Genomic DNA, 14,998 nt, shown 5'->3' on the forward strand with positions numbered 1-14,998 from the left:
TGAGGGGCAGCATGCGTACACCTATTGAAACGGAAGCTTTCGGCGACGAGTCTAAACAAGCTATATTTATGGTGTCTGGTTGGGCCATGCCAAAAGAGGTTATGGCCAATTTTGCGCGACGTTTGAGTGAGCGTTTCTATGTTGTGGTAGCGAATTTGCCGGGTGTTTCTCTTGATGAACAGTGGATCTCTCGAACTCGTATTGGGCCAAATTACGATATCGATGCCTTGACTGAGCAGCTGATTGATTTAGCACCGGGCAATGCTTGGTGGTTGGGTTGGTCTTTGGGTGGGATGATCTCAACCTATGTAGCGGCTCGCCGTTCCAGTTGCGTTATGGGGCTTATTACCTTTTCCAGTTCCCCTAGTTTTGTGCAGCGAGAGGGGTGGTCTGATGCTATGTCAGAAATCGATTTTGATGCCTTTGTTGCTTTGGTTGATCAACAGCCAGAACAAGGTCTTAAGCGTTTTGTGATGTTGCAGGCCAAAGGGGCACAGAGCGACCGTCAATTGGTTAAGCAATTGCAGTCCTTATTGCCTGTTGCTACCTTGAATCAAGCCGCTTTGATTGGCGGTTTGCGCATGCTTAAGTCGCTTGATGTGCGCCGTGAGCTGTCATTATTGGATAGGCCAAACTTACACGTATTTGGTGGCAAGGATGCGCTAGTGTCTGCGCAATGTTTAGAGCAGCAGACGGACGTAAACCCTCTACAAGAGATTTTGATCATGCCAAATTGTGCTCATCAAGCGTTTTTGGAAGAAGAAGAGGCTTGTGTGCAAGCGGTTGAAAACTTCATAGATGCTAATAACTCCTAACCTTTCTTCAGCAAGCGCCTATAAACGGCAGCTTGCAAAGCGTTTTGATCGTGCTGCTTCGTCTTATGATGCTTATGCTCAGTTTCAATTGGATGTTCTCAACAGGTTGCTACTTTGTTTACCTGACTCTCCAACCCATACCATCATGGATCTGGGGACTGGAACTGGGTTAGCTTTACCCTCGTTAATGACTAAATGTACGCCGAATCATTGTGTTGCTCTCGATTTATCTCCGGCTATGTTGGCTGTGTCGCGTGCTCGTATGTCTGATGATTTTCCAATTCATTATGTCTGTGCTGATGCGGAAACCTTCCCTTTTGCAGGGAGCTGCTTTGATGTGATTTTTTCCAGTTTGGCGATTCAGTGGTGTTTGCAGCCAGAAAGTTTATTTCGCTCTTTGTTTGCGGCTAGCTGTCACGAGGGGTATTTGGTTTTTTCTACGTTATTAGTAGGTTCTATGCCAGAGTTATCGACAGCTTGGTTAGGCGTGGATGGACGTGAACACGTTCATCAGTACATCACTGAAGAAGCGTTAAAAAATCAGCTCTTGGCCGCATCGTGGCAAATTGAGTCATTATCCGTCGAGCAGGTAGAGATGTGGTTTGATTCGCCTGAAGCTGCGGTGGCGTCTTTGAAGAAGGTGGGTGCTAGTCTGATTTCAACGGAAAAACAGCAGGCGATATCGCCTTCAACCTGGAAAGCTTTTTTGCAGCAATATGAAAAACAGCGTCAAGTGAAGGGGATTCCTTTGAGTTATCAGGTGGCGTTTGTTGTCGCCCGTAAACATGTTAGTTAGATCGAGGCAGTTGTGAAAAAACGATTTTTTGTCACCGGAACAGATACTGATGCTGGAAAAACCTACTTTACCGTAGGTTTGTTAATGGCTGCTCAGAGAGCAGGGCAGAAGACTATTGGTTTGAAGCCTGTGGCGGCTGGGGCCGAGTTGATCGATGGCGTAAAGCGAAATAATGACGCTTGGGAAATTCAACAGGCCAGCAGTGTTTCCTTAGCTTACGAACAGGTTAACCCGGTTTTATTAGAGGACGCCATAGCGCCTCATATTGCTGCTCAACAAGAAGGGCGACTCGTCACTTCTTCACGGTTAGAAGGCTTTATTAAAGGAGCTTTGTTAACACCACATGATTTAGCCTTGATTGAAGGTGCTGGTGGCTGGCGTGTGCCGTTAAACGATAGAGAGCTTTTGTCTGATCTGGCTAAATCTCTGGGGTTTCCAGTGATTCTAGTGGTTAACATGAAGCTCGGCTGTATTAATCACGCCCTGTTAACGGCGGAATCCATTGTTCGAGATGGGTTGACTCTAGTAGGATGGGTTGCTAACACCGCTGGGCAAGATAAGATGTCCTGTTATGATGAGAACTTGGCGACGCTAAGGGCTATGTTATCGGCACCTTTATTGGGAGCCCTTTCCTGGTGTGAAAATGATCAAATAGCACAGGCTGAATTTGATAACCTGCTCTCAGCACTATAAATTTCCCTTCAAAGCTTGAAAGTCTGGGATAAACACGCATTAATACAAACTATATTAATGCGAAGATACAGTAAAGGTTGAGGTGGTAAGGTGAAAGCTTGGTTATGTGGTTTAGATGACGACGAAATTTCCAGTGTTTCCAGTATACTCACTTTTATCGGTATTGAGCACAGTACCTCTCTAACGGCATTTCAATTACCTGATTTCGTTGTTCTCGGGGGCCAAATTCAGTCATTTGAATTGGATGAAATGGTGCCAATTATTTCATTGAGTCATTCTTTAATATCGCCGGATGGTGAGAACTTATGGTTGTGTCCTTTGCCTTGGCGATCTCAAGCCTTGTCTTCTATATTAAAAGAAATTAAGCAGTTACATACTTTTCCGCAAGCATCGGGCGTCAATTTAAATCTGCATGTTCGACACTTAGAGGCGTTGTTAATTCGTCAGGCTTTGGTGTCTACTCAAGGTGTGGTCTCTAAAGCTGCGCAGAATCTACAAATACAGCGTACTACTCTAATCGAAAAAATGCGTCGCTATAATATTGATAAGTCGGAGTTTTAGTGACTAAAGATGAAGAGATAGCGGAGCTTAAGGCCGCTTTTAAAGCGTTTTCTGAGTCTTCAGATGTATTGGCAAAATCCTATTTGGATCTTCAGCAAGACGTGGTGCGTTTGCAAGAGCAATTGCAGAAGTCGGAGCAAGATAAGCGCCAAGAACAAGACAAAAACCGAGTCTTAGTCCTTCAGTTTCAGCAGTTGTTTGAGTCAATGCCGGTAGGGGTTTTGCTATTGAATGAAGAGGGCGTGATTGTGATGGCGAATCCAGTGGCTGAGCGATTATTTAATTTGTCCTTGATTGGTCAGGCTTGGGGAGAAGTCGTTCCGCGCAGCTTTCGACCACAAGAAGATGACGGTCATGATGTCACTATGGTGACGGGGCGCCGGGTTCGAGTTGAGACGGCTTCATTGGGGAATGTGCCGGGGCAGTTGGTTATCCTAGTGGATTTGACAGAAGCTTACTTTTTACAGAAAAAACTCAGTCATCATGAACGTTTGTCAAATATGGGCAAAATGGTGGCGGCATTAGCACACCAAATCCGAACGCCTTTGTCGTCAGCGTCTCTTTATGCCGGGCATTTGCAGAAAGCCGATTTAGCGCCTGTGATGCGACAGACTTTCGCAAATAAACTGGCGGATCGATTGGGAAATATTGAGAAACAGATCCGTGATATGCTGATTTTCTCTCGCAGCGAAATTAAATTAGATGAAACCATTTTATTGAATGACTTCACCGCAGATTTGGTGTCTCAATGTGAAGAGGTGTGTGAACAAAAAAATGTGACCTTGGATTTGTCTGGTCCTGAATTTGCTACGAACGAAGTAATTCAGTGTAATAAAGAAACTCTACTGGGCGCTTTATTGAACCTGTTGAATAATGCCATCGATTCGCAGCATCCGGGTAGTACGGTTCGACTGTCTTGGCGCACGGTGGGAGCAAGCGCTGTATTTGTGTTTAAAGATCGTGGTGTTGGCATGTCGAAAGAACACTTAGAGCATGTTCAAGAAGGTTTTGTTACCACTAAGCAACATGGTACTGGGTTAGGATTGATGGTGGTAAAAGCCATTGCTAGAGCGCACCATGGGCAGTTTGAAATTGATAGTATTGAAGGGGCTGGGACAACGGCCAGTTTAACCATTCCTCTCGTAAGGGTATAGCATGTCGGATGTGAAATTATTAATAGTCGAAGATGACAAGGGATTGGCAGAAGCGTTAGAAGACACGCTCATGCTAGCAAGTTACCAATGTAAAATGGTCTACAGCGCAGAAGAAGCCGTGATCGCGTTAAAACACGGTCAGTTTGATATGGTGGTGTCGGACGTCAATTTACCTGGTATGGATGGTTACGGACTGCTGCACCATGTGGTGGATGCCTACCCTGAGCTACCTATTATGCTGATGACAGCTTATGGTGATATCGCCCATGCGGTTGAAGCCATGCGTGATGGGGCGGTGGATTATCTTCTCAAACCATTTCAAGAAGAAGAGTTGTTAAATGCCATCGCCAAATACACGGTTAAGTTGGCTTCATCAACGGCCAGCCAGCCAATCGCAAAAGATTCGGCGAGTTTGGCATTGCTCGACTTGGCAAAGCGCGTAGCAGTGACAGACTCTACCGTACTAGTGTGCGGTGAAAGCGGCACGGGTAAAGAAGTGTTAGCTCACTATATTCATAATCAGTCTGGCCGTCGAAATGCACCTTTTGTGGCCATTAATTGTGCCGCCATTCCGGAAAATATGCTGGAAGCCATTTTGTTTGGTTATGAAAAAGGGGCCTATACTGGTGCGGTTTCTTCTCAAGCGGGTAAGTTTGAGCAAGCCAACGGCGGCACGTTGTTGCTGGATGAAATCACCGAAATGGATGTGGGCTTGCAAGCCAAGCTATTGAGGGTGCTGCAAGAGCAGGAAGTTGAACGACTTGGCGGTAAAAAATCGATCCCGCTTGATGTGCGCATTATTGCCACCACCAACCGAGATCTAGCTGAGTATGTAAAAGAAGGGGGCTTCAGAGAGGATTTGTATTATCGTTTGAATGTTTTCCCGTTACGCTGGTTGCCAATTCGAGAACGTAAAGGGGATATTTTACCGATCGCTGAGCATTTATTGCATAAACATGCCGCCAAAATGCGTATCCCTGCCGCTATTTTGAAGCCTTCGGCACAGAGTAAATTAGATGCTCACCCTTGGCCCGGTAATGTTCGAGAGCTTGATAATGTTATTCAAAGGGCGTTGATTTTAAGTCCTAATGGACAGATTCATGACGAACACATTGCTTTTGATATGATGGGAGGCGCACCTGCTCCAAGCGAACCGGTTGTCGAAGAGGAAGAAAGTGCAGCGTCTATTTTAGGGAAAGGTGTTCAGCAACATGAATTTAGGATTATTGCTCAAGCTTTGATTGATGCAAATGGCAAACGTAAAGAGGTTGCGGATAAATTGGGTATTAGCCCTAGAACATTGCGATATAAAATCGCTAAAATGCGAGAAAGTGGTATAGACGTTGATTGATTTTTGTATCTTGTTTTAATTAGCTTTATGCTAAGCTTATGAAATGTGATTTTTTAGGTGAAGAGCATGATTTCGGGTCGACCGGATATTAATCAAGTGTTATCCCAAATGAGGGATCTCCGCTCGCAGGTTCAGGCACCTGGCTCAGCGGTATCTGAGGTTGCAAAGCCTGGCGGCAATGTGGAAGCTGGTCAGGCGGTGGAACGTGCCGATTTTGCTGAAATGTTGAAAAGTGCCGTTGATAATGTAAATTCGTTACAACAAGATGCGACGCAATTAGCCCAATCTTATGAGCGCGGTGACGAAGGGGTGGATTTGCCTCAAGTCATGATTGGTCTACAAAAGTCCAGTGTCTCTTTTGAGGCAATGACCCAAGTACGAAACAAACTTGTAGACGCGTACGAAAAAATCATGAACATGCCGATTTAGGCTAGATAAACCGCTTGGCGCTTTTTAATGGATAATGTCCCTGCAGAACAATCGGAGCGTAAGCTCTATTTAGAATTAGTCACAGGCTTTAACAAGCTAACGGTGATACGTCAGTTGGCCTTAATGGTCGGCTTAGCTGCCTCTATAGCAATTGGCTTGGCCGCCGTTTTATGGACAAACGGCCCAGACTATAAACCTGTCTTAAGTAGCATTACGGATTATAACGCCGATCAGATCGTTGAAATCCTCAGTGTGAACAATATTCCCTTCAAGTTAGATGAAAATACGGGCGCATTATTAGTGGAAGCGGACTACTATCATCAGGCTCGTTTAAAATTAGCGGGTTCGGGAATAGTGTCAGATAATATCGTTGGTCTGGAAATCATGGACCAAGAACAAGGTCTGGGGACTTCTCAGTTTGTTGAGACGACTCGTTATCGTCGTGGTTTAGAAGGTGAGTTGAGTCGGACCATTTCCAGTTTACAAAGTATTAAATCAGCACGAGTTCATTTGGCCATACCGAAAGAATCTGTCTTTGTGCGTGATACGAGAAAGCCTTCCGCCTCCGTGTTTCTTGAATTGTACCCAGGTAGACGTTTAGATCGTAGTCAAGTCGATGCGATTGTGAATTTGGTGGCGTCGAGTATTTCACAGCTGAGTGATAAAGATGTCACTGTGGTGGATCAGCGTGGTACCTTGTTGACTGAGAAAGATTCTAATTCAGAATTATCGGTTGCTGGTAAGCAATTCGACTACGCTCGTAAAGTAGAAGATGTGCTGTTACAGCGCGTTAATAACATCCTTGGCCCGGTTGTTGGACAAGGGCGTTTTAAAGCGGAAGTTTCGGCCGATGTGGACTTTACCGCTATTGAGAAGACGGATGAACAATACAACCCAGATTTGTTGGCATTGCGAAGCGAGCAAACACTAAAGGAAAATCGTAGTGCGGGGGCTTCAGCCAGTGGCATTCCTGGCGCTTTAACAAATCAACCACCAGGGGCGGTAACGGCACCTGAAGCTGTTGACGAGAATGGTGCCCCGATTGGTGGTAACTCAGCAGCGGGTAATGGTCAATCTCGCGAAGAAACGACTCGTAATTTTGAGCTTGATCGAAGCATTAGTTATACCAAGCGTCAACAAGGCACAGTTCGACGTTTGTCGGTAGCTGTGGTTGTCGACGATTTGGCCAGTTTAGATGCGGATACATCAACAATAGTACGAACGCCTTGGAGCGATGATGAGCTTGGTCGTTTGACCCTATTGGTTCGGGATGCGGTAGGTTATGATCCGTCGCGTGGGGACAGTGTTAGTGTGATCAATTCGCCTTTCGCGTTACCTGATCCAGAAGAGCCTGTGATAGAGCCGCCATTCTATAAACAGACTTGGTTCTTGAATCTACTACAACCTACTTTGGTTGGTGTGTTTGTGTTGATTCTCTTGCTCATTGTGGTTCGACCTATACTGAAAACTCTTAGTGAGCAAAACAAAATTGCGGTTGCAGAGGACACGGAAGCCGCTATATTCTCAGATGAGACGGATGAAATTTCAGACGATCAAGTGTCTCTCGTGAGTGCTGAGGATATTCTCGTGCCAGGTTCCCCTGAGAAAATTGATCGTCAACTTAATGCGATACGCGGTTTGATTGCTGAAGAGCCTGAACGTGTAGCGCAAGTTGTTAAACAGTGGGTAATGGAAAGTTAATGAGTGATACAGGTCAAGGCGCAGATTTAACCTCAGTTCAAAAAGCCGCAGTGCTATTAATGTCGCTGGGGGAATCTGATGCTGCTCAGGTCCTAAAGCACATGGGCCCAAAAGAAGTCCAGAAAATTGGTCAGACGATGGCGCAGTTGGCCAACGTTCAGCGTCATCAAGTTGAAAAAGTCTTAGACGACTTCTTGGTGCTGGTTGGTGATCAAACTGGTTTAGGGCTTGGGTCGGATGGCTATATTCGTAATATGCTTCGTGAAGCCTTGGGTGAAGAAAAAGCGGGTAGTTTAATTGATCGCATCTTACTGGGTGGGAGTACTACTGGTTTAGATACTTTAAAATGGATGGAATCTAGAGCCGTAGCGGATGTGATTCGCTATGAGCACCCGCAGATTCAAGCCATCGTTATTTCCTATCTTGATCCTGACCAAGCCGCTGATATTTTGGCCAATTTTGATGAACGGGTTCGTTTGGATATTGTGCTGCGTGTGGCCGCTCTTGAGACGGTTCAGCCTGCGGCTTTGCAAGAGTTAAACAACATTCTAGAGCGTCAATTCTCAGGTAATAATTCAACACAATCGACCACTATTGGTGGGGTTCGAACCGCGGCGAATATTATGAACTTCATTGACAGCTCCGTTGAGACAGAGTTAATGGAATCTATCCGTGATGTGGATGAAGATCTGGCCAATACCATCCAGGATTTGATGTTTGTGTTTGATAACCTATTGGAAGTCGATGACCGTGGTATTCAGGTTATCTTACGCGAAGTGGAATCAGAGACATTGATTCTGGCTTTGAAAGGGGCGGATCCAGATATGCAAGAAAAGATCTTCAAAAATATGTCCTCCCGAGCCGCGGATATGCTGAAAGACGACTTGGAAGCCAAAGGCCCTGTTCGTGTGAGCGAAGTGGAAGTAGCACAGAAAGAGATTCTGGCCGTTGCTAGACGCCTTGCTGATAACGGTGAAATCGTTCTCGGTGGCGGTGGCGAGCAGATGGTTTAATTAGAGTATGTCTGATAAGGATAATAAAGAAGAGCGTAAGCTAACGGCTTATGAGCGTTGGGAGCTTCCGCATCTAGAAAGCAACGACGTTAAGGAAACAACAGGCCCCGCCATACTGGTTCAAAAAAATACTGTGATCACCTCGGAAGAGGTGGATCAAGACTCATTGGTTTACGAACCTTTAACCGCCTCTCAACTAGAAGAAATTCGGTCTGCCGCTTATGACGAAGGTTTTATACAAGGCGAAGAAGAAGGTCATAAGCAAGGTTATGAGGGCGGGTTCTCAAAAGGTGAAGTAGATGGTTATGAGAAAGGCCAAGCCGATGGATTAGCCGCTGGTATGGAAGAAGGCCGACAGCAGGCTCAAGAGGCTGCGAAAAATCAATTCGCTCAAGTAGAGCAGTTACTCGAAGCTGTGGTTGCTGAGATAGCACAACCTCTGGAAGCGAGTCGAACAGCGGCTGAAAATTTACTGTATCAAACTATGGTTCGAATGGTCGAAAATGTTTGCCTAAGTAAGATGCAAGAAGATGGTCGAGTGTCCTTAAAAGAACAGTTGCTCAGAGTGTTTGATGAAATTGGCGAATACGAAGGCCGTATTCGTATTCGCTTAAATTCGGAAGATGTCGCCGTGTTAGATGCGATAGGAGTGAAGGATAGGCTCACAATACAAATAGAAGAAGACGATGCCATGGTCAGTGGTGGTTTTGTTCTAGATTCGAAATCCTTTCATATTGACGGACGTGTTGAACAACGCCTAGTAGCGGTTTACGAAGAGCTTCGTCAGCTTACTTCGACTGAGCAGGATTAATCGTGCCCACACTTGAAGAAAGACTCGCCAAATTAAATAACGCATTCACTTCACCTTACCAGCCTCAGTTGGAAGGTAAGGTAACGCGCATGGTTGGTTTAACCATGGAAGCGGTTGGCTGTGTGGTGGCGTTGGGGGATCGTTGTGCGGTTCAGGTAGGAAAAGAGCGTTGGGTGGAATCCGAGGTGGTTGGTTTCACCGGAGATCTCACCTATTTGATGCCAACTGAAGCCATTGAAGGTATCTCGCCTGGAGCACGTGTTCGCCCCCTATTAGATGAAAGTAAAATGCCTGTTGGAGACGAATTACTAGGACGAGTCGTGAACGGCTTAGGTAAGCCTTTGGATGGTAAGGGACCGATTAATACCCAAGATTCTGTTGGTCTTCATGGGGGTATTATTAATCCTTTACAGCGCAAGCCCATAACTGAAACCTTAGATGTGGGCATTAAGGCTATCAATAGCTTGTTAACTGTTGGTAAGGGTCAACGGCTTGGGTTATTTGCTGGTAGTGGTGTAGGTAAGAGTATTTTACTCGGTATGATGACGCGTTTTACCGAAGCTGACATTACCATTGTGGGCTTGATTGGTGAGCGTGGGCGAGAAGTTAAAGAGTTTATTGAGCAAATTCTTGGTGAAGAAGGGTTAGCACGCTCTGTGGTAGTCGCTTCACCAGCTGATGATTCCGCTTTGATGCGGCTTCGAGCCGCTATGCTGGCGACTCGTATTGCTGAATATTATCGTGATCAGGGGAAGAATGTTCTTTTGTTGATGGACTCTCTGACGCGTTATGCACAAGCACAGAGGGAAATCGCCTTATCTGTAGGGGAGCCGCCAGCGACTAAGGGTTACCCGCCGTCAGTTTTTTCGAAATTGCCGCAGTTGGTTGAGCGTGCTGGTAATGGTCATGAGGGCAGTGGTTCGGTGACAGCCTTTTATACTGTACTGACCGAGGGTGATGATCAGCAAGACCCCATTGCGGATGCTTCAAGAGCGATTTTAGATGGCCATATTGTGTTGTCGAGACGTCTTGCGGAAGAAGGTCATTATCCAGCGATTGATATTGAGGCATCGATCTCTCGAGCGATGCCTCAAATCGTTAGCGAAGATCATTTATATGGTGCCATGCGAGTAAAGCAGTTGTATTCTAAGTTCCAGCAGAATCAAGATATCATCTCAGTTGGTGCTTATGCTCAGGGCAGTGATCCTGATTTGGATCAAGCTATTGTGCAAATGCCTGAAATACGCAGTTTCTTGCAGCAAGCGTTAGGGGAAAGCTTTACCATAGATCAAAGTTTAGAGGCTTTAGTGACGGCGATGACCAAAGGGCAGTAGACGTAAGCTTACAAAAGCGTCTACTATTTATTGAGTGAATAAATAGGTTGCTCATGAAAAAATCTCATCGGATGCAAATATTGGTCGACCTTGCCAAGCGTAAAGAAGACTCTGTGGCGCAGCAATTGGCAAGAGATAAAGCCAAAGTGCTGCACGACGTGCAGAAACTGGCAGAACTTAAAGAATATGCTCAGCAATATGAGTCTGAGCGGAATTTGCTAGGCCTAAGCCCGTACCTAACAACCAATTATCAGCACTTTGTGGATCGGGTTCAGCAGGCCATTGCGCAGCAAGAGGCGGCGGTTGGACGGGCGGAGCAACAAGCAGACATGAGTATGCGACTGTGGCTGCAAGCTCGATCTAAAACAAAGAGTATGGATGTGCTAAAAGAAAAAAATATAAAAATTGAGCAAAGCATCGAAGAGAAAAAAGAGCAGCGTCAAAGTGATGAATTCGCCATGCGGCGTTTTTTTGATGCAAACCGATAGCGAAAAACCGGTCTGAGGGGATTATGACAATGGTTAGGACTTGCTATGTCAGAACGTGATTTAGGGAAAGTAGATGCTTCCTTCCCTATGGTTGACATTGAAAGTGCTGTTGTAAGTTATGCCATCACACCTCGCTCTTCTTTATTGTCTTTGCAGTTGGCTTTGGAAGCTTTTGCTTTGAATGTAACAGACATTAATCTGCCTGTATTTCATCAGCGTCTTACCTCTCTTCAGTGCCTAGTGGCGCAACTAATCACTTCAGGTTCTCCTTATCGATTTGATTGTCAGCAGGTTATGTTGACGGCAAGCGATGCCTTATTTCAACTTACTATGGCCATGCCATTAGGCCGGGATTATTTACAAGCCCAGAGTCGTGTATTGTCTGAACATAACCCTTGTTGGCAACAACTTAATAATCTTCTATCTCAAGTTGAATTAGTTGCTGAAAAATATCGATTTGAAGGGCGAATAACGTCTTCGTCACAAACGGCGATAGAGCCATTGCTACGAGCTTTGTCGGAGTTTGGTCAGGTGGCTTTTCAGGTGGAGAGGATGGAAGCGGAAGGTTTGATTGGCGTGTTTTATTTGGAATCCATTCAAACGATAGAGGGATTGAATGAACGATTCCCGCAATTAATCTGGCGACGACTTGAATCTTATCATGTTGAAAAGCCTGAAGCCCCTTCTTCAGCCTTGGTAAACGACTCTTTGTCTCGTATTGATGGGCAGGCGAAGCAATTAATGATGTCTGGTTTTCTGTCTTGGTTTCAGCCAAAAAAATTGTCTTATGCAGAGCGTGATCGACTTTTAAATCGTTATGAAATCAGCATGAAAGAGGCTTTTTATCAGCCTTTTGCGAATTGTTTTGATGTTGATGGGGGGCATTATGACGACATCAAAGAGGCGCATAGATTTGTTCCCTTTGAGAGTGGCGAGAAAGCGACTTTGTCCGATGGTGGGCAAGCGTATCCGCTTCGTCTTCTAGGTCGATATTATGCTGTGGTCTCAGACTCGAGTGATGAGCAGTCGCAAGCGCCTTATATTAGTTCATGCATGGGAGACGATGTATTACCAAGTTCACTTTATCAAATTGACTATTTATCGCATTTCTACGTGTTTGACCAGCAAGAAAGTTTTCTACACAAAGTAGATTGGCATGAATTGGTGTGGCGTGATGGTGTCGCGTATGTTGAGTTTGCAGTGAATCAAGAAGCTAGATTGGTCTTATCCTTGAAGGTATTTTCTAAGCCACCAGAAGAGGCCTGTTTGGTATTTGATCAGGTAGAGAAACAGGATGTTCTCATTGTTACTGTGGCGGGGAGGCATGTCGCGATTCCTTTTTGCTCTGTTCGTCGCCTAGAGGCGTTTCCTTTGTTGGTTAATCATGAGATTCAGGGTGTAAAAAATATTTGGCAGGATAAATTTGGTCAATTATTACTTGAACCTTGGTTAAATGCTTTTGAGATCAATCAGAAAAAGTTGCAAAAAATAAGGACCGAAGCGGTTTCGGGTACTGTTAAGAAGGGGTATTATTTGGGAAGAAGCCAAAAGGCTTGCCTAATAGTATCAGCAGAGCTGGTGGCGGATGTGATTGCAAATCAAACGCCGACTTCCTTCTTCTTTGTTGATGATTTAGGGCGAGAAGAACGGTCTTTTTTGTCGAATCAGAATCAATGCATTGAACTGATTACCATGAATGCATTAGAGTCAGGGTTTAGAGAAACAAACTCTCGTCTCGATTTTTCTGTTATTCTTGAAGCTGACGGCTTATCAGTTGCATTGCAGTTTGCTTCTTTCGACTGGTACGAAGAGCCGCCATCACTTGAGCTAAGGAGTGGCCGCGAGCTTAGTAACGACCTAGAACATGAAGATCTTGTTGTACTAGATAAAAAAAACTATTTGTCTTTTGTCGCTGATCATTTGTCATCAGCGACAGCTTGTAAGTGATTATTAACTATGAATACATTGCATTCACCGTTTGGCGCACCGCGAAAAGAATTAATTAATGGGCTGCATAAAACAGTTGTTATTTTACTGTTTTTTTTGCTGTTGGCTTTTGCTGGTCTGTATTATTTGGTGAATACCAATTTACAGCAACAAAATGCAAAGCAAGAGCAGCTGACTGAATTGTTAGGGTTAGTGCACAGTGCTGAAGAGCATTGGTTAGAGTGGTTGTTAGTAGAAGATCTTAAAGCCATTGATGGCAATTTGAATACCTCGCCTGCAAGTCATTTCCATCAAATATTGACTAGTGAATATAAACTAATTCAAGACCAGCTTGTTGGTTTTGACGATGTTCAAGAGGCTGATATATCTGGTGCAATGGCGTTGTTAATCGCGTTTTCAGGTCGAGAATTAGACACTTATCCTCTATCCAACCAAGAGCGTATTCAGGCTTATCAAGAATTTGAAAAATTAGAGTCGTTGGGTGATCGCTTAATGCAAATCAGTGTGGCACTCGATTATCAGCGTGAATTGTTTGTTGGTCGAATGGTTTGGGCTCCTGTTGGTTTGTTTGTGGTGATCGTGCTTGTGGTGATCGTACTCGCGGCTCGTTTAAATCGTCAGCTGACATCTGGCTTTGCGACCATTCATCATGTCATAGATCACAGAAAACATGGTCATGCTTCTGTGTTACCAGAACGCCCACTGGTTGATGAATTAACGGATTTAAGCCATTTAATTGATCATGAAATTTCTTCCCGTGATATGGATATTCGTCAGCAGCTAGGTCGCTTGTCATTAATTGATGAGGCGATGTCTGTCATTGAATTGCCATTTTTTATGGTGAATGAAGAGCGAGACATTGTTTGGCAAACTCAGGGCGCTGAGCGACTATGGAATAAAAACTCTCAGTTTTTTGAGTCTATGTTTGGCATCGATCCGGGATTGGATTCACCTGTTGGAGAACAGGTGTCGGAATCCATTTTATTGTCTGATGAAGCGTTAAGGCTGTCTCTGTCCGATGGCGTATACGAATTGACGGTAAGGCAATTTAAAGTACAAGGTGAAGAGTCTAGTATGCGTTATCTGATACAGGTTCAACACAAATCTGAAACGGCTGAGTTTGATGTTTTGTACAATAGTTTGAAGCTCATGTCGAAGGATGTATGGGATGCGCCGATCCGTCTCTTGCGTGAGAATTCACCTTATGCGATTTTTGCGCATTCACTTGAAGAGATTCGGGTGAAAGTAGCAGATGTTATTCGTGCAAGTAATAAGTTCGTGATGACTACAGATCAGGCCGGAAAGATTACTAAATTACAACAAATAGCATCCCTTATTGACGCAAAAACAGACCACAATGATTCTGAGGTAGAAAGGCCTTTGCCTGTTGTATCTGTACCCGTACCAGAGTTAAGTGTTCACCAAGTGATGGATCTTTCGGATCAAATTCAAGATTCTCTGCTGTTAGGGTATGAGATGGTTATCCAGCGTTTATTGTTGGTTGAAAAGGATTTGTCATCAAATGTTATTCTTTTGGAGAGTGTGAGTCGTTGTCTGAATGAAGTCAGAGCGGGCGTATTATCCAGTCTGGCGGCTACCGAAGGGGAGAGTGACGCAATTCGTCACCGTTTTGCAGTTGACCTTGACCATGACATAAGTGAGGTTCAGGGGCAGGTGCAAGAAATGTCCTCTTTGATTGGAACTACTTTATCTTTGCTCGAATCAGATCGAAGTGTTGGAAACGCCAGACTAATGAGAGTTCGGGAAACAGTTGAAGACATAGTTAAGCGAATTGAAATAATAACGACCGAAACATCGGCTGAATTGGAAGATAAAAGCCAAAAGTCAGTCGATGATGATTTAGATGAAGAATGGGAAGAATGGTAGTGCTTTTCATTGCGGCTT

At 44.7% G+C, this 14,998-nt stretch carries 14 protein-coding genes; all 14 read left to right on the top strand.

The annotated features are described in order from the left end of the window. Window positions 1-11: 11 nt before the first annotated feature. The 14 genes from MAR181_RS04090 to MAR181_RS04155 all read left to right on the top strand — a co-directional run bounded on the left by MAR181_RS04090 (window position 12) and on the right by MAR181_RS04155 (window position 14,980). Window positions 12-815, top strand: a complete 804-nt coding sequence (locus tag MAR181_RS04090) for an alpha/beta fold hydrolase (RefSeq protein ID WP_013795329.1) — start codon at window positions 12-14, stop codon at window positions 813-815. After that, a complete protein-coding gene (bioC, locus tag MAR181_RS04095; RefSeq protein ID WP_013795330.1) occupies window positions 799-1,611 on the top strand; it encodes a malonyl-ACP O-methyltransferase BioC in 813 nt (270 codons plus the stop codon). The genes MAR181_RS04090 and bioC overlap by 17 nt, the downstream gene beginning before the upstream one ends. A gap of 12 nt (window positions 1,612-1,623) precedes the next feature. Next, the gene (gene bioD / locus MAR181_RS04100; RefSeq protein WP_013795331.1) at window positions 1,624-2,304 is read left to right on the top strand and encodes a dethiobiotin synthase; all 681 of its coding nucleotides are present in this window, start codon (window positions 1,624-1,626) and stop codon (window positions 2,302-2,304) included. Between the two features lie 90 nt (window positions 2,305-2,394). Next, complete coding sequence (locus tag MAR181_RS04105; protein ID WP_041651153.1) at window positions 2,395-2,865, top strand: helix-turn-helix domain-containing protein; 471 nt, start codon at window positions 2,395-2,397, stop codon at window positions 2,863-2,865. Next, on the top strand, window positions 2,865-4,019 hold the full coding sequence (locus tag MAR181_RS04110) for a sensor histidine kinase (RefSeq protein WP_013795332.1): 1,155 nt from the start codon (window positions 2,865-2,867) through the stop codon (window positions 4,017-4,019). Before MAR181_RS04105 ends, MAR181_RS04110 begins: the two co-directional genes overlap by 1 nt. Window position 4,020: 1 nt before the next feature. Then, the gene (locus tag MAR181_RS04115; RefSeq protein WP_013795333.1) at window positions 4,021-5,370 is read left to right on the top strand and encodes a sigma-54-dependent transcriptional regulator; all 1,350 of its coding nucleotides are present in this window, start codon (window positions 4,021-4,023) and stop codon (window positions 5,368-5,370) included. 66 nt (window positions 5,371-5,436) lie between these two features. Continuing rightward, the gene (gene fliE, locus MAR181_RS04120; RefSeq protein WP_013795334.1) at window positions 5,437-5,799 is read left to right on the top strand and encodes a flagellar hook-basal body complex protein FliE; all 363 of its coding nucleotides are present in this window, start codon (window positions 5,437-5,439) and stop codon (window positions 5,797-5,799) included. 27 nt (window positions 5,800-5,826) lie between these two features. Next, window positions 5,827-7,500 carry a flagellar basal-body MS-ring/collar protein FliF gene (gene fliF, locus MAR181_RS04125; RefSeq protein ID WP_013795335.1) on the top strand — a complete coding sequence of 558 codons (1,674 nt, stop codon included), beginning with the start codon at window positions 5,827-5,829 and terminating at the stop codon, window positions 7,498-7,500. Beyond that, window positions 7,500-8,513 carry a flagellar motor switch protein FliG gene (fliG, locus tag MAR181_RS04130; RefSeq protein ID WP_013795336.1) on the top strand — a complete coding sequence of 338 codons (1,014 nt, stop codon included), beginning with the start codon at window positions 7,500-7,502 and terminating at the stop codon, window positions 8,511-8,513. Before fliF ends, fliG begins: the two co-directional genes overlap by 1 nt. A gap of 7 nt (window positions 8,514-8,520) precedes the next feature. Continuing rightward, window positions 8,521-9,324: a FliH/SctL family protein gene (locus MAR181_RS04135; protein WP_013795337.1), complete on the top strand. Its 804-nt coding sequence runs from the start codon at window positions 8,521-8,523 to the stop codon at window positions 9,322-9,324. 2 nt (window positions 9,325-9,326) lie between these two features. After that, the gene (gene fliI / locus MAR181_RS04140; protein WP_013795338.1) at window positions 9,327-10,658 is read left to right on the top strand and encodes a flagellar protein export ATPase FliI; all 1,332 of its coding nucleotides are present in this window, start codon (window positions 9,327-9,329) and stop codon (window positions 10,656-10,658) included. A 53-nt stretch (window positions 10,659-10,711) separates the two neighbouring features. Beyond that, on the top strand, window positions 10,712-11,146 hold the full coding sequence (gene fliJ / locus MAR181_RS04145) for a flagellar export protein FliJ (RefSeq protein WP_013795339.1): 435 nt from the start codon (window positions 10,712-10,714) through the stop codon (window positions 11,144-11,146). A 45-nt stretch (window positions 11,147-11,191) separates the two neighbouring features. After that, window positions 11,192-13,093, top strand: a complete 1,902-nt coding sequence (locus MAR181_RS04150) for a hypothetical protein (protein WP_013795340.1) — start codon at window positions 11,192-11,194, stop codon at window positions 13,091-13,093. A 9-nt stretch (window positions 13,094-13,102) separates the two neighbouring features. Further along, complete coding sequence (locus MAR181_RS04155) at window positions 13,103-14,980, top strand: hypothetical protein (protein ID WP_013795341.1); 1,878 nt, start codon at window positions 13,103-13,105, stop codon at window positions 14,978-14,980. Window positions 14,981-14,998: the final 18 nt, after the last annotated feature.

Source organism: Marinomonas posidonica IVIA-Po-181 (assembly GCF_000214215.1).
Classification (GTDB): Bacteria; Pseudomonadota; Gammaproteobacteria; order Pseudomonadales; family Marinomonadaceae; genus Marinomonas; species Marinomonas posidonica.